This is a genomic window from Tardiphaga sp. (assembly GCF_028290785.1).
Lineage (GTDB): Bacteria > Pseudomonadota > Alphaproteobacteria > Rhizobiales > Xanthobacteraceae > Tardiphaga.
On the sequence record NZ_JAQGJD010000355.1, the window covers coordinates 1 to 15,916 of the forward strand.

At 63.7% G+C, this 15,916-nt stretch carries 11 protein-coding genes; 3 read left to right on the plus strand and 8 right to left on the minus strand.

Annotated features, from left to right (window positions below):
* Positions 1 to 89: 89 nt before the first annotated feature.
* Complete coding sequence (locus JWR89_RS22855) at positions 90 to 569, plus strand: Lrp/AsnC ligand binding domain-containing protein (protein WP_299720401.1); 480 nt, start codon at positions 90 to 92, stop codon at positions 567 to 569.
* Between the two features lie 48 nt (positions 570 to 617).
* On the opposite strand, the gene JWR89_RS22860 is transcribed toward JWR89_RS22855, so the two are convergent.
* Genes JWR89_RS22860 through JWR89_RS22870 form a run of 3 tightly spaced genes read right to left on the minus strand, consistent with a single transcriptional unit; the run spans position 618 to position 6,227 of the window.
* The gene (locus JWR89_RS22860) at positions 618 to 3,947 is read right to left on the minus strand and encodes an error-prone DNA polymerase (RefSeq protein WP_299720414.1); all 3,330 of its coding nucleotides are present in this window, start codon (positions 3,945 to 3,947) and stop codon (positions 618 to 620) included.
* Positions 3,948 to 3,955: 8 nt separating this feature from the next.
* Positions 3,956 to 5,542, minus strand: coding sequence for a DNA polymerase Y family protein (locus tag JWR89_RS22865; protein ID WP_299720402.1), 1,587 nt, complete (start codon positions 5,540 to 5,542; stop codon positions 3,956 to 3,958).
* Positions 5,439 to 6,227, minus strand: a complete 789-nt coding sequence (locus JWR89_RS22870; RefSeq protein WP_299720404.1) for a DNA repair protein — start codon at positions 6,225 to 6,227, stop codon at positions 5,439 to 5,441. Before JWR89_RS22870 ends, JWR89_RS22865 begins: the two co-directional genes overlap by 104 nt.
* A gap of 176 nt (positions 6,228 to 6,403) precedes the next feature.
* On the opposite strand from JWR89_RS22870, the gene JWR89_RS22875 reads away from it, so the two are divergent.
* Both JWR89_RS22875 and JWR89_RS22880 read left to right on the plus strand, forming a co-directional pair.
* Entirely contained in the window at positions 6,404 to 7,645 is a 1,242-nt protein-coding gene (locus JWR89_RS22875) for a putative DNA modification/repair radical SAM protein (RefSeq protein ID WP_299720406.1), read from the plus strand.
* 135 nt (positions 7,646 to 7,780) lie between these two features.
* The gene (locus JWR89_RS22880) at positions 7,781 to 9,223 is read left to right on the plus strand and encodes a UdgX family uracil-DNA binding protein (RefSeq protein ID WP_299720407.1); all 1,443 of its coding nucleotides are present in this window, start codon (positions 7,781 to 7,783) and stop codon (positions 9,221 to 9,223) included.
* Between the two features lie 145 nt (positions 9,224 to 9,368).
* Here the strand turns inward: JWR89_RS22880 and JWR89_RS22885 are convergent, their stop codons facing one another.
* The 5 genes from JWR89_RS22885 to JWR89_RS22905 all read right to left on the minus strand — a co-directional run.
* On the minus strand, positions 9,369 to 10,115 hold the full coding sequence (locus JWR89_RS22885) for a hypothetical protein (RefSeq protein WP_299720408.1): 747 nt from the start codon (positions 10,113 to 10,115) through the stop codon (positions 9,369 to 9,371).
* A 100-nt stretch (positions 10,116 to 10,215) separates the two neighbouring features.
* Positions 10,216 to 13,317: a MexW/MexI family multidrug efflux RND transporter permease subunit gene (locus tag JWR89_RS22890; RefSeq protein ID WP_299720409.1), complete on the minus strand. Its 3,102-nt coding sequence runs from the start codon at positions 13,315 to 13,317 to the stop codon at positions 10,216 to 10,218.
* A gap of 104 nt (positions 13,318 to 13,421) precedes the next feature.
* Positions 13,422 to 14,615 (minus strand): efflux RND transporter periplasmic adaptor subunit, encoded by a 1,194-nt coding sequence (locus JWR89_RS22895; protein WP_299720410.1) that lies wholly within the window; start codon positions 14,613 to 14,615, stop codon positions 13,422 to 13,424.
* A gap of 1 nt (position 14,616) precedes the next feature.
* The gene (locus tag JWR89_RS22900) at positions 14,617 to 15,318 is read right to left on the minus strand and encodes a TetR/AcrR family transcriptional regulator (RefSeq protein ID WP_299720411.1); all 702 of its coding nucleotides are present in this window, start codon (positions 15,316 to 15,318) and stop codon (positions 14,617 to 14,619) included.
* Between the two features lie 275 nt (positions 15,319 to 15,593).
* On the minus strand, positions 15,594 to 15,916 hold a 323-nt coding region (locus tag JWR89_RS22905; RefSeq protein ID WP_299720412.1), incomplete at its 5' end, for a sugar phosphate isomerase/epimerase.

A 15,916-nucleotide genomic window follows, 5' to 3' on the forward strand; every position in this document is an offset into this window, starting at 1 on the left:
GAAGGTGCTCTCTAAGTAACCGCATGCGCTTGCATCATGAATCGGCTTCGGAACAAAAATACATTATATCTTCCAATTATTGGATTTACATGAAAGATTCTTCCATTGAAGTTTCGCTCGACCGGATCGACCGCAAGATCCTGCATCGCCTGCAGCGCGACGGCCGGCTGACCAATGCCGAGTTGGCCAAATCGGCCAGCATCAGCCCGGCGACGTGCCATCGCCGCACGCAACGGCTGTTCGACAACGGCTTCATCCGCTCGGTCCGGGCCGAGATTGCGCCTGAGAAGGTGAGCCGCGGGGCGCTGGTGATCGTCGGCGTGGTGCTGGATCGATCCACCCGGGAAAGCTTCGGCGCCTTCGAAGCGGCGATTGCGAAGCTGCCTTTCGTGCTCGACTGCCATCTGGTGGCGGGCGACTTCGATTTCTTCCTCAAAATCCGGGCGCGCGACATTGCCGATTTCAACCGGCTGCACGGCGAGCAGTTGATCGGCTTGCCGGGGGTGCGCCAGACCCGGACGTTTTTCGTGATGAAGGAAGTCGTCGACAACCGGCCGCTGGATTTTTGAGGGTGCGGACTTCACCTCTCCCCGCAAGCGGGGAGAGGTGAAAGAACTCTAATGAAAATCCCGCGAGCGCGGCAGGATCCGGACGTCGCGCGGATGGCGGATTTTTTGCGCGGGGTTGTCGGGGTGCTCGCGGCGGTCGTCGTTGAGCGGTTCGGCGGGCGGTCCGGTCGACAAGGATGAATTCCGGCCCAGCGCTTCGTTGCTCAACTGCTTCAAATCCTCCGAACGATCGAACAGCCGTTCGGCGACGAGGTGCACCACCTTTTCCGGACTGCTCTGGATACGTCCCTCGACCATGATCAGCCGCGCGCCCATCACCTCCTTGCGGAACTGCTCCATGATCGCCGGCCACACCACGACATTGGCAATGCCGGTCTCGTCCTCCAGCGTCATGAACACCACGCCATTGGCACTGCCCGGCCGTTGCCGCACCAGCACCACGCCGGCGCAGCGCACCCGCCGCTTGTCGTTGGCATGGGCAATCGAGGCGCAGGTCACGACCTTTTCTGCGTTAAGCATCGACCGCAGGAATTCCATCGGATGGCCCTTGAGCGACAGCCGGATGGTCTGATAGTCGGCCACGACCTGCTCGGAGCGCGGCATCTGCGGCAACGGCTTTGCGTTTTCGTCCGGCTGCTCGCGCGCATGGGCAATCTCGAACAAAGGCAGCGCCACGTCATCGGGCAGCCGCCTGACCGCCCAGAGCGCGGCGCGGCGGTCGAGCCCTATGGAGCGGAATGCATCGGCATCCGCGAGCAGGATCAGCGCCCGCTTCGGCAGCGCCGTATCGCGGGCAAAATCCTCCAGCGAGTTGAAACCGCGGCGCGCACGGGCGTTGACGATGCGTTCGGCCCAGTCTTCGGCCGCAGGCTTGCCGGCCTCAGCCCGCACCCGCGCCTCGTCGGGATCCGCCCACTTGAAACCGTCGATCTGGCGGAAACCGAGCCGCACGGCGTGATAGGCGCCGCTGGTTTTCTCCAGCGTATTCTGGCCATGGCTGTGGGAGATATCGATGTCTCTGATTTCAACTTTGTTTTCATGTGCGTCGCGCACGATCTGCGACGGCGCGTAAAACCCCATCGGTTGCGAGTTCAGCAACCCGCAGCAGAACACGTCGGGATGATAGTGCTTCAGCCATGACGAGACGTAGACCAACTGAGCGAAGCTCGCGGCATGGCTCTCCGGGAAACCGTAGCTACCGAAGCCCTTGATCTGGTCGAAGCAGCTTGTCGCGAAGGCAGGGTCATAACCGCGATCGATCATGTTACCGACCATCTTGGCTTCGAAATTCTGCATGGTGCCGACGTTGCGGAAAGTGGCCATCGCGCGACGCAGACCATTGACCTCCTGCGATGTGAATTGCGCGGCCGTCATGGCGATGCGCATCGCCTGCTCCTGAAACAGGGGAACCCCACGGGTTGTTTTCAAAATGTCCTTTAGCTCGTTTTCATCACCACCTTTTGGATAGGGGTAGACGATATCCTCCGGCTTCATTTTGCGACGCGCGAGATAAGGGTGCACCATGTCGCCCTGAATGGGACCGGGACGAACGATGGCGACTTCAATGACGAGATCGTAGAATTCCTGCGGCTTCAGCCGCGGCAGCATGTTCATCTGCGCGCGGCTCTCGACCTGAAACACGCCGAGGGATTCACCGCGGCACAGCATGTCGTAGACCGGCTTCTTGTCCTGCGGGATGGTCGCCAGTTCCCAGCGCTCGCCCTTGTGCTGATGGATCAAATCAAAACATTTTCGAATGCAGGTCAGCATGCCCAGCGCCAGAATATCGACCTTCATCATCTTCATGGTGTCGACGTCATCCTTGTCCCACTCGATGAAGGTGCGGTCGTCCATCGCGGCATTGCCGATCGGGACGTAAGTATCAAGCCGGTCCTGCGTCAGCACGTAGCCGCCGACATGTTGCGACAAGTGCCGGGGAAATTCGATCAGTTCGGTGGCCAGTTCGATGGCGCGGCCGATTAGCGGGTTAGCGGGATCGAGCCCGGCCTGTTTCACCTGCATCTCGTTAAGGCCGCTGCCCCAACTGCCCCACACGGTATCGGCCAGTGCCGCGGTGACATCCTCGGTCAGGCCGAGCGCCTTGCCGACATCGCGGATCGCCGAGCGCGGCCGGTAATGAATGACTGTGGCGATGATCGCAGCCCGATGACGGCCATAGCGGCGATAGACATATTGCATCACCTCCTCGCGCCGGATGTGCTCGAAATCGACATCGATGTCCGGCGGCTCCAGACGCTCCTCGGAAATGAAGCGCTCGAACAACAGATCGACCTTGGAGGGATTCACCGAAGTGATGCCGAGCATGAAGCAGACTGCCGAATTCGCTGCAGAGCCGCGGCCCTGACACAAAATATTCTGGCTGCGGGCGTACTGCACGATGTCATGTACCGTCAGGAAGTAATGCGCGTAGTCCAGCTTCTCGATCAGCGCCAGTTCCTTGCGCAGCGTGTTTTCCAGCTTCGCGTCGATGACGCCGGGAAAGTATCTATCCATGCCCTCCCAGGTCAGATCGGTCAGGTGCTGCTGCGCCGTCTTGCCCTTCGGCACCGGTTCATCGGGATAGTGGTATTTCAACTGGTCGAGCGAGAAGGTGATGCGCCTGGCAAAGCGCATGGTCTCTGCAATGGATTCGGGTGCCTCGCGAAACAGGCGCGCCATTTCCGACGCCGGCTTCAGGAAGCGCTCGGCATTAGCCTGCAATCTGGTGCCGACGGTTTCGATCGTTGCTTTCTCGCGAATGCAGCTCAGCACGTCCTGCAGTGGGCGGCGATCGGGATGATGGTACAGCACTTCGTTGGTCGCCAGCAGCGGCACCCGGGCCGTGGCGGCGACGCGTTGCAGCCGCGCCAGCCGGCGCCGGTCGTCGCCGCGATACAGGATGCTCGCCGCCAGCCAGACGCCGTCGGCGCGGCTGCGTTGCAAGGCGTCCAGCACCTTGAGCGCAATGGCGGTCTCGAAACGATGTGGCAGCGTGAGGATGAGCAACTGGCCTTCGGAAAAATCCAGCAGGTCTCCTAGCGTCAGATGACATTCGCCTTTTTCGGCGATGCGCTTGCCCCTTGTCAGCAACTGGCACAATCGACCATAGGCGTCGCGGTCCCGTGGGTAGACGAGAATATCCGGCGTAGCGTCCGAGAAGATGAGGCGCGCGCCGATCAGCAGCCGCGGACAGTGGGTGAGATCTTCGTTCTCCAGTTCCTTGTAGGCGCGCACCACACCGGCCAGCGTGTTGTGATCGGCGAGGCCGATCACAGGAATCTGCAGTTCGCTGGCCTGATGCACGTAATCCCCGGGGTGCGAGCCGCCACGCAGGAAAGAGAAATTCGTGGTGATGCCGATCTCGGCATAATCCGGCATGGTTGCGGTCACGCGAACAGTCCGTGCATGAACCATTCGGGCGATACCGGCATGCCCTCTTCCGACACTTTCTCGCGGCCATAGAGCCCGTCGCGGTACAGCCAGAACCGCAAACCCGCCTCGTCCTCGACGCGAAAGTAATCCCGCGTCAGCATCTCGCCGGTCGAACGCCACCATTCCATCGCCACGCGTTCGGGGCCTTCGGCGCGCACCACCGCGTGGGTCGCACGGCGCCAGCGGAATTGCGCAGGCGGGCCATCGGGCACGCCGGCGATCACCTTGATCGGCTCCGGATGTTCGAACAGCCGCAGCGGTCGCAGCGGCGGTTCGTCCTCGGCGCGCGCCGGCCACACCGCCTGCGAGGCTACGGCGAGATGATGCTGCGCCGGCGCCGCCCAGGATGCGCGCTCCGGAATATGAGTATCGACCGGCAGGTGCACGACGACGCGGCGCGGGCCGATCCGCGCGGCGATGCGGTCGACCAGCGCGGCCAGCTCGTCGTTGTCGTGGACGTTGGCATCGAGATCGCGCTGCTGCTGCACCACGATCTCGGTGCGGCCCGCGGACAGGCGAATGAGATCGAAGCCGAAACCGGGATCGAGCGGATCGGCGATGGCATCGATACGCTCGCGGAACAGCCGCTCGATCACCGCGACCTTGGTGACGGCCTGGCCGGTCTCCACCGCGATGCTGCGCACCGCGCCGTCGGTGCGAAAGAAGCTGGCCTCCAACCTTCGCGCGCCCTTGCCCTGCTTTTCCATGGCGTCGATCAGCATCCGGGCGAGGCTGGACAGGGTCGCCGCAATCACGCCGTCGGTGGCGATCGGCTCGGGAAAGCGTTTCTCGACGATGTAATCGGGCAGCGGTTTTCGCGGGGATATCGGCGCATCGGACTGCCCCAGCGCCTGCTCCAAGAGCGCGGTGAAGCCGGCGCCGAACCGCGCGGCAATCTCGTGACGGCCGCGCGCGGCGACGTCACCGATCGTCGTGAGACCGGCGCGACGCAGCCCGCGCGCGATGGCTTCGTCGGCGCCGAGTGTGAACACCGGCAGGGGCTTGACCGCTTTGGCCTCCTCGCCATCGGCAACAATGCGGCCATGGCCATAGCGGCCGAGCGTGCGGGCGCAGACCGAAGTGCCGGCAATCGCGGCACTGACCACAAAGCCTTGTGCCATCAGCGCGCGGCACAGCATCTGCAGCAAGGCGGCCTCGCCGCCGAACAGATGCGCGCAGCCGGTGATATCGAGAAACAGCGCCTGCGGCCCGTCGAGCGCCACCAGCGGGGTAAAGCGGTCGCACCAGTCGGCGATGTGATTCAACAACTGCGCGTCGGCGACGGGATCGGCGTCGAACACCTGCACGTCCGGGCAGACGGCACGGGCATTAGCCAGCGACAGGCCGACCTCGAGGCCGATCCTGGCGGCGGCGTCATCCAGCGCGGCAATCTGCAGCGCGTTGCTGTGTTTCGCCACGACGACGCACGGGTTGGGATTAGCCGGCTCGCCGCTGCGCGCTTGCTGGCGCTGCAGCCGGTCGGTCGGCAGCCGCGGCAGCCACAGGCTGAGAATGCGGCGCTTCACGGAAAAGGCACTCATCACACTTCCATTCCATGATCCAGTGGCCGTTCGGGCCATGACGATTGCGAACCAGTTGCGCGTCCAGTATCGGCGCGCCCCACACACCCCACGGCATGCCGGGCGGCGAATGCGCGGCGCGCACGATCCAGCGCGTCTCCGCGGTCGAGGCGGTCGGCACCGCCGCGACGCGCAGCAGCAGCGCGGTGACGCCGGATCCGCGCGCCACCAATGTCAGCTTGCGGCTGGCCACCAGATCGAACTGCTTGCTCTCGCCCCAGGTCTCCAGCACCACGGCGCCGAGTGCATCGCAGGCCAGCGCGTCGGCGGCGGTGCGCAAAGCCGTCTCCACATCGGGCGCGCGCACCGTCACCAATTGCCGCGGATCGAGGCCGAGCTCCTGGCAACCGCTCATCGACAGCGCGCCGGTTTCGCGTTCGGCAAAATCCTGCCGCACCCACAGCAACGGCCGCTGCGCACCTACGCGTCGCGCCAGCCCGGCAATGAAGCCGGTCGCCGCGGCGCTTTGCCGGCCCTCGCAAAACACCTCATGCACCGCGCCATGCGCCAGCCCGCCGTGCAGCGCCGCATCGGCCTCGGCATGGCCGAGCGGCGCGCGATCGGGCGCGTAGGTATCCGCATGGGTCTCGATGCGTTCGATGCTGCCGCGCAGATGCGCGAGCGTGTTCGTGCGCGCGCCGCTCATGCGCCGCTCCTCTGAAAAGATGTTGGCCATTCACGGGTTTGAAGAGAACCAATGATTGGCTCAATTGTTCATGGTATGTTCTAATATAAAGCTAAGAGGGTCCGCAGAGTCAACCGGGATTCAGGCGGGCCGCCCCTCTCACTTTTTAGGTCAATTGAATCAAAGGGATTTTTGAAATGGATGTGCAACGCAAGCTAGCGATCCTGGCGGATGCCGCGAAATACGACGCGTCCTGCGCCTCCAGCGGCAGCGAGAAAAAGGACTCCCGCGACGGCAAGGGGATCGGCTCGACGGATGCCGGTATGGGGATATGCCACTCTTATGCCCCGGACGGCCGCTGCATCTCGCTGCTGAAAATCCTGCTCACCAATGCCTGCAACTACGATTGCCTGTATTGCGTCAACCGCGCCTCCAGCAACGTGCCGCGCGCCCGCTTCACCGTCGATGAAGTCGTCACCCTGACGCTCGATTTCTATCGCCGCAATTACATCGAGGGGTTGTTCCTGTCTTCCGGCATCATCAAGAGCGCCGACTACACCATGGAGCAGGTGGTGGCCGTGGCGCGAAAGCTGCGCGAGGAGCATCACTTCAAGGGCTACATCCACCTCAAGACCATCCCGGAGGCTGACGAGGCGCTAATCACGGCGGCCGGCCAATATGCCGATCGCCTCAGCATCAACATCGAAGTGCCCGAGGAAGCCAGCATGGCCAGACTGGCGCCGGAGAAGGACGTCCGTGCCATCCGCCGCACCATGGGGCGGCTGCGGCTCAAGCTCGACGAAGCCCGCGAGGGCCGCAAGGTGACGCCGCGCGGCAACGTCGGGCCGCGCTTCGCGCCGGCCGGCCAGAGCACGCAGATGATCATCGGCGCCGACGCCGCGACGGATCGGACCATCATCTCGACCTCGGCCAATCTGTACGGCTCCTACAAATTGAAGCGGGTGTACTACTCCGCCTTCAGTCCGATCCCCGATGCCAGCCGCGCATTGCCGCTACGCGCGCCGCCGCTGATCCGAGAGCACCGGCTGTACCAGGCCGACTGGCTGATGCGGTTCTACGGCTTTGCCAGCGACGAGATCGTCAGCGCCGAGGACGGCATGCTGTCGCTCGACATGGATCCGAAGCTGGCCTGGGCGCTACGGAACCGCGAGCGCTTCCCGCTCGATGTCAACCGCGCCAGCCGCGAGGACCTGTTGCGGGTGCCCGGCTTCGGCGCCAAGGCGGTGGACCGCATCATCGCGACCCGCCGCATCAGTTCGATCCGGGTCGGCGACCTCGCGCGGCTGCACATTATCAGGAACAAGGCGCTGCCTTTCATCGTTCTCCCCGATCACCGGCCGGCGACGCATCTGCTCGACGGCGCACATCTGGCGGCGCGGTTCAAGCCGAAGGCAATGCAATTGGGATTTGGATTTTAGTGAAGAAGCGACGACCCCTCAGCCGTCATTGCGAGGAGCGAAGCGACGCGGCAATCCAGAAGCCGCGCGCGGGAAGAACTGGATTGCTTCGTCGCAAGGGATCCTCGCAATGACGGCTGAGAGGACGGAGTAGCAATGCATTTCATCGCGCTGGAGAACGAGACCGACTTCGACGGCTGGCGAAAAGCCGCGCGGACCCTGGCGCTGAATAACGTCGCGCCGGCCAATGTCACCTGGTCCGTGCCTTCAGACGAGCCCGAACTGTTCGCGCCGAACGGCACACCGCCGCTCGAAACGCCCGAAGGTACGTTCAGCGTTTCCGCCAAATTCGTCGACCTCGCCAGGTCCGCTATCCTGCACAGCGATCCCGAGCGCTTCGCCCTGCTCTACCGCGTGCTATGGCGGCTGCGTGGCAATCACGACCTGCTGCAGATCGCCACCGATCCTGACGTCGCCAAATTGCAGGCGCTGAACAAGGCTGTGCATCGCGACCAGCACAAGATGAAAGCCTTCGTTCGCTTCCGCGAGATCGGCCGCGAACCGAAATCGCGCTTCGTCGCCTGGTTCGAGCCCGAGCACCACATCGTCGCGGCCACCGCGCCGTTCTTCGCGCGCCGCTTTGCCGACATGGCGTGGTCGATCCTGACGCCGGACGTCTGCGCGCACTGGGACGGCCACGCGGTGTCGATCACGCCGGGCGTGCCGAAGTCGGACGCACCGACGCAGGACCGTTTGGAAGAGACCTGGCTGACCTACTACGCCAGCATCTTCAATCCGGCGCGGCTGAAGACCAAGGCGATGCAGTCCGAGATGCCGAAGAAATACTGGAAGAACCTGCCGGAAGCGGCACTGATCAGGCCGCTGATCGCGGAGGCCGAACGGCTGAGCGGCGAAATGATCGCGGCAGAAGCCACTGAACCGAAGAAGCTGCAACGCCGGGAGGCGCCGATGACCAAAACAGCCCATACGAACAGCGACAGCCTCGACGCGCTGCGCGACGAAGCCAGCCATTGCCGCGCCTGCGATCTGTGGAAGGACGCCACGCAGACCGTGTTCGGCGAAGGCCCGCCACACGCCTCGGTGATGATGGTCGGCGAACAGCCCGGCGACAAGGAAGACCTCGCCGGGCAACCGTTCGTCGGGCCGGCTGGGCAGATGCTGGATCGGGCGCTGAAGGAAGCCGGGATCGATCGCGACAGGGTCTATGTCACCAATGCGGTGAAGCATTTCAAATTCGTGCCGCGCGGCAAGTTTCGCCTGCACCAGAAGCCCAACGGCGCGGAGCTCAAGGCGTGCCGGCCATGGTACGAGCGCGAAAAGGCGGCGGTGAAGCCGGAACTGGTCGTCGCGATGGGCGCCACCGCGGCGCACAGCGTGCTGGGCCGGGCCACGCCGATCAACAAGACCCGCGGCCGCGTCATCGAACTCGACGACGCCACCCGGGTGCTGGTGACGGTGCACCCGTCCTATCTGCTGCGGCTGCCGGACGAAGACGCGCGGGCGCGAGAATATGCGCACTTCGTCGAGGACCTGCGCATCGTGGCGGAGCATTTGGGCAAGGCGGCAAGGGCGGCGTAGTTCAGTTACTTGTCCCGGACGCCGTGCGGCGCGTAGCGCTGCTCCCTAGAGCCGGGACCGCCCAAAGCGCCGGCGTTTGGTACGGCCCCGGCTCTGCGAAGCAATACTGCGTATTGCATCGCGTCCGGGGCAAGTCACAAACGGTCTAAATCACCATCTCGCGCATCACCCGCCGTGTATCCATCTCGAATTCCATATCCACCACTGGCGGGCGGGCATAGTGCCAGGACAGGCCGGCACGGGCCGCGCCGCTGCGCAGGAGCGTATCGATCGTGGGATGGAAATCGTGCACCGTGTAGACCTGCGTGGCGGTGATATCGGCCCAGGTGAAGCCGAGCGCCGTAAGGCGTTGCTCGATCTCGCCGGCGACGAACTCGACCTTCTCCTTGAAACCTTCCGGGCTGAGGTCGCGGTAGCGCACCAGACGCTCGGCGTAGCTGCCCGCGCCGCCGCGGGACTCGCCGCTGCCGGCGATCACGCAGGTAGGCTTGGCTCCGACCAGTGGACGGGTAAAGGAGAATGCGTAGAACGACGGCTCGGAAGGCGGATCGATCTCCGGACATACGTTGCTGCGCGCCACGGGATTGTTGTCGCTGGTGCCGTCGTAGATCCCCCATTCGACCAGCGTCTTGACATAATGCTGGTTGAAGGCGCGGAAGCCGGCATCGTCGAACGCGGCCGGAGAGCGCAGTTCGCAGGCGCAGAGCGACGTCAGCGGTCGGCCCGCGGCGAGAATGTAATCGGCGATGCGCGAAAATCCGTCGGCCAGCGGCAGCACAGCGTCGAACCGCACGCGCTCGATCTCGAAATCCGGATCGGCGGCCACGCCGGTGGAAAATTGAAACCCCGCGGAGATATAGCGATAGTTGCCGGCAACGAAGTCACGCGTCATGAGAAAGTCCTGTCGGGGCTGCGGGGAGCAGCACAAAGAGAAATGGCGGATCGAGCCAGTCGATCCGCCATCAAACCTCAAACGCTTCTGCCCGGCAAGCTCAGGTCGGACGCAGCGACGGCGAGGCCTGCTGCAGGTCGAATTCCTCGATCTGCTTGGCGCGCTTGGTTTCCTTGCCGGCGCGGTGATCGGTGGCGATCGCCACATAGACCGCGGGCAGCACGAACAGCGTGAACAGCGTGCCGATCGACATGCCGGACACCACCACGAGGCCGATCGAGAACCGGCTCGCAGCACCCGCGCCCGCCGCGGTGAGCAGCGGCAACAGGCCCGTGACCATCGCTGCCGTCGTCATCAGGATCGGGCGCAGACGCACACGGGCCGCCATCTCGATGGCCGAGCGCTTGTCGAGCCCTTCCTTGAGCTGCAGTTCGTTGGCGAACTCCACCATCAGGATGCCGTGCTTGGAAATCAGCCCGACCAGCGTCAGCAGGCCGACCTGGGTGTAGATGTTGATGGTCGCAAGCCCGAAGAACAGCGGGATCAGCGCACCCGAAATCGCCATCGGCACCGAGATCATGATGACGAGGGGATCGCGCAGGCTTTCGAACTGCGCGGCGAGCACCAGGAAGATGATGATCAGCGCGAAGCCGAAGGCGACCGCGAGCTGGTTGCCTTCCTGCACATACTGGCGGGAATCCGCGAGGTAGTCGTGGTTGAAGCCGGAGGGCAGCGACTTGGCCGCGCCTTCGAGGAATTCCACGGCCTGGCCGACAGTGACGCCGGGCATCGGCACCGCCTGGAAGGTCGATGAGTTCAACTGGTTGTAGTGCGACAGCGCGTTGGGGTTGGTACCGGTCTCCACCGTCACCAGCGTGGACAGCGGCACTTGCTGGCCGTTGATGCTTGGCACGTAATAATTGTCCAGCGACTCCTGCGAGATGCGCATCGCGCGCGGCACCTGCGGGATCACCTGGTAGGAGCGGCCCTCGAGGTTGAAGCGGTTGGTGTAGTTGCCGCCGAGCAGCGTCGACAGCGTGCCGCCGATGCTCGCCATGGTGATGCCGAGGTCGTTGGCCTTGTTGCGGTCGATCTTCACCCGCACCACCGGCTGGTTGTAATCGAGATCGCTGTCGGCGACGATGAACAGCCCGCTCTTGCGCGCGGCATCCTTCAGCTTGACCATCTCCTCATAGACCGACTGGAAGCCGTTGGTGGAGTTGATCACCATCTGGATCGGCAGGCCGCCGGGGCCGCCCGGCAGTGCCGGCAGGTTGAAGGCGAAGGCGTTGACGCCCTCGATCTTGCTCAGCTCCGCCTGCACCAGCGGCTTCAGCTTGGTGGAGGACCGCGTGCGCTCGTCCCACGGCTTCAAGAGCATGCCAGCGATGCCGTTGCTGGGACCGTTGGTGCCGTTGATGATGAAGCGCAGGTCGGTTTCCGGGAATTTCTCGAAAACCTTGTCCATGCGGTCGCCGTAGAAATCGGCATAGTCGAGGTTGGCATATTTCGGCGCCTTCACCACGGCGAACAGGATGCCCTGATCCTCCTCCGGCGCCAGTTCCTTCGACGTGTTCTGGTACAGGAACACGACGAGGCCGAGGATCACCACCGCGAACAAAGCGGTGATCGGACGGTAGTCGAGCGAACGGTCGAGCTGGCGCCCGTACCAGCGCGTCGTCGCGCCGAACACCTTGTCGACCTTCTTCCCGAACCAGCCCTGCTCCTCCTGCTTCAACAGCACGGAGCACATCATTGGCGACAGTGTCAGCGCGATGACACCCGACACGATCACCGAGCCGGCAAGCGTGAAGGCAAACTCCCGGAACAGCGCGCCGGTGAGGCCGCCAAGAAAGCCGATCGGCGCATAGACCGCCGCCAGCGTGATGGTCATCGAGATGACGGGGCCGATGATTTCGCGCGCGCCTTCCAGCGACGCCTGCACCGGCGACTTGCCCTCCTCGAGATGGCGGTGGATGTTTTCCACCACCACGATGGCGTCATCGACCACCAGGCCGATCGCCAGCACCATCGCCAGCAGGGTCAGCAGATTGATGCTGAAGCCCATCACCAGCATCAGGCTGCAAACGCCGACCAGCGACAGCGGGATCGTCACCACCGGGATGATCACCGACCGGAACGAGGCCAGGAACAGGAAGATCACAACGATGACGATGCCTACCGCTTCGAGCAGCGTGTTCTTCACTTCGTCGATCGACGAGGTGATGAACTTGGTGGAATCGTAGGCCACCTTCATCTTCAGCGACGGCGGCAGGTTGCGCTCCAGTTCCGGGAACAGCTTGCGCACGCCCTCGACGATGTTGAGCGGGTTGCCCTGCGGCGTCGCCTGTACGCCGATGAAGATGGCGCGCTGGCCCGAGAACGCGACGCTGGCGTCGGTGCTCTGCGCGGCCAGTTCGACGGTGGCGATGTCCTGCATCCGGACGAAGCCGCCATCCTTGGCCTTCACCGTCATGCGTTTGAACTGCTCGACGCTTTGCAGGTCGGTATTCGCCGTCACGTTGGAAACGATGTAGTAGCCCTTGGTCTGACCGGCCGCGGACTGAAAGTTGTTGCCGCGGATCGCCGCCGCCACGTCATCGGGCGACACGCCGCGTCCCGCCATCCGCACCGGATCGAGCCATAGCCGCATCGCAAAAGTCTGGCCGCCGAGGATTTCCGCCGACGCCACGCCGTCCACTGTCGAGAGGATCGGCTGCACCGCGCGGGTCAGGTAATCGGAGATCGCCGAACCGGACAGCTCGTCGCTGGAAAACCCGAGATACATCACGGCCGTGGTGGAGCCGGTCGATTTCAGGATGATCGGGTCGTTGGCTTCCTTCGGGATCAGGTACTTGACCGAATTGACCTTGGACAGCACCTCGGTCAGCGCCGCGTTGGGATCGACGTTGAGCTTGATGTAGACCGAGATTAGGCTCTGGCCCTGGGTCGAGGCCGACGTCATGTAATCGACGCCTTCGGCGGCCGCCACGGCCTGCTCGATCGGCGTGGTGATGAAGCCCTGCATCAGGTCCGGCGACGCGCCCGGATACACCGTGGTCACGGTGATCACGGTATTCGACAGCTTCGGGTACTGACGGATCGGCAGGGAGGTTGCGGCCTTGAAGCCGATCAGCAGGATCAGCAGGCTGACAACCAGCGCCAGCACCGGGCGCTTGATGAAAATATCCGTGAATGACATCGCGGCCGCTCCGTACCGGCATCCCGCGCCTGACCGGCTGCGAGGATGCGAAAAATGAATGTGAGCCGGGCTGCGAAATCACGCAGCCCGGTATCTCGTCCAGGTTAGTTCAGCGGCGCCTTGGCCGGGATTTGCGGACCCGGATCGGCCGAGATCACCACCGGAACGCCGGACTGTAGCTTGAGCTGCCCGACGGCGACCACGCGGTCGCCCACCTTGATGCCGCGCTCGATCACCGCGCGGCCGTCGATGCGGTCGCCGGTCTTTACAAAGGTGCGTACGGCCGTGAGATCGGTCTTGCCGTCGTCGGTCTTCTTCTCGGTGATCAGGTAAACCGAATCCCCGTACAGCGTGTAATCGACCGCGGTCTCCGGCACGGTGATCACCGCCGGCTTGTCCGGCAGGACCACCGTGGTGGTGGCGAACATGCCGGGCTTCAGAATCTTTTCCGGATTCTGGATCGTGGCCTGCACCCGGATATTGCGGGTGTCGGCAGCGATCTGCGGCTCGATGGTGGTGAGCTTGCCTTCGAACTTGCGGCCCGGATAGGCGTCCACGGTGATGCGCACGGTCTGGCCGACTTTCAGCGTGCCGGAATCCTTCTCGGTCACGGTGAAGTTGGCGTAGACGGCCGACAGGTCGGTCAGCGTCACGATCTGGGTGCCCGCGGTCAGGTACTGGCCGACTTCGACCCGGCGAACGCCGAGATCGCCGTCGAACGCGGCGCGCACCAGCTTCTGCGAAATCGTCGCTTCGGTCTTGGAGATGCCGGCCTGCGCCTGGTCAAACGCCGCCTGCGCGGTATCCACCGTTGCCTGCGGTCCGAACTGACGCGCGGCCAGTTGCTTGGCGCGGTCGAGGTTGAGCTGCGCCACCGTGGCCTGCGCTTTGAAGCTGGCGAGGTCGCCCTGGTCCGGACCGTCGAACAACTGCACGAGCGGCGTACCGGCTTTTACCGTGGCGCCCGCGGTGAACATGATATCGGTGATACGGCCGTTGACGTCCGAAGTGACGTTGACCTGATGCACGGCGGCGAGATCGCCGACAGCGCTGAGCAGGTTCGGAATCACTTCCGACTTGGCCACGGCGACCGTGACGTTGCTCGGCGGCGGCTTCATGGTGGCGAAGAAGTTCTTGATGGCGTTGGCGCGGATGTAATTAAAGCCAACGAACACCGTCACCAGCAGCGCCAGCAGGATGCCGACGATGATGAACCAGCGCACCATGCGCACCGGCCGCTGACGGGGCTTTTCGACGGTGGCGCGCGGCGCCGTACTCGATTCGGTCGTGAGGGTCATGTCATGCGCTTTCTGTCGTTGCCGCAGCCATCAGGTCCAGCGGCATCTCGCGGTCCAGATGCAATGCAATTGCTATTTCGGTGAGGCCAATTCCGCGAAGAATGAATTCGCAAAGCTGCCGCGCGAGATCGGGGTTGTCTCCATAGGGCAAAGTTGGAACCGCGGGAAGCCTGGAGAGCGCCGCCATCATCGCGGTGTGATGGGCGAACCAGAACAGGGTTAGCGGCGCCTGGCCGACCGGCCGGGCGTCACCGGTTGCGACCGCGCGCTCCAGCGAGGCCGCAAAGGCCGGACCGATCAGCGCGCCGACCTTCTCGAACAGCAGCCGGGCAAACTCGCCGTCATTGAGGTGGCTGATGATCATCAGCCGCATTCGCTGCGCTTCTTCCTGCTCTTCCGAGCCGGGAATATCCAGAAAATGCCCGACCATGCCGCGAATCAAAACCACCAGCGTGTCGGTCGATGGCGGCAGGCCGAGCAGCTTGTGCAGCCCGGGATCGGCCTCGCATTCTTCCGCGAGGATTTCCGCGTATAGCGCCGATTTGGTCGGGAAGTGCTTGAACAGCAGGCCTTCGGAAATGGAGGCCGCGGCGGCCACGCTCTTGGTGGTGGTGCCGGCGAATCCATGATGCGCGAAGCAACGCTTCGCCGCAGCTAGAATCAGCTCCCGCCGGAGGTCGTGGGTCATTCGCAAGGTACTCATGTTGTGAGTAAGCACTCACCTCGCGAAATGTCAACAAATTGGTGCGCCGCAGTACGTGAATTCGCGCAGGTGTTGCTTTCTTGAAGTACATCCGTCAGGCGGAAAACGGTATCGACCCGTATCTAATGCCGTAATCCCGCCGTATCCGCGGCGATACCCGTAACTGGCGTCCCGGGGCCGATTGGCGCCAGGGCTACCCGCCGCTGCTTCTGCCTTGCCCCGGACGATGCCAACGTATCGCCGGAGAAGGCCACAACATCTCAAAAACGGTGCTTTTATACCACCGTCTTGTGTCGCTCGATGCAGGTGCGCAGCACGTCGTCCATGGGACGATCCCACCAGTGATGGGAAAATATCTCGATTTCGGAATAGCCGGCGAAGCCCTGGGCTTCCACTGCCGCCCGCGTCGATTTGATGTCGATGACGCCGTCGCCCATCATGCCGCGGTCGTTAAGAATGTCGGTGGTCGGGACCAGCCAGTCGCAGACATGGAACGCCAGCAGCCGGTCCTGCCCGGCGCGGACGATCTGCGCCTGCAGCTCCGGATCCCACCAGATGTGATAGACGTCGAGCGCGACGCCGAGCGCCCCGGTGCGGT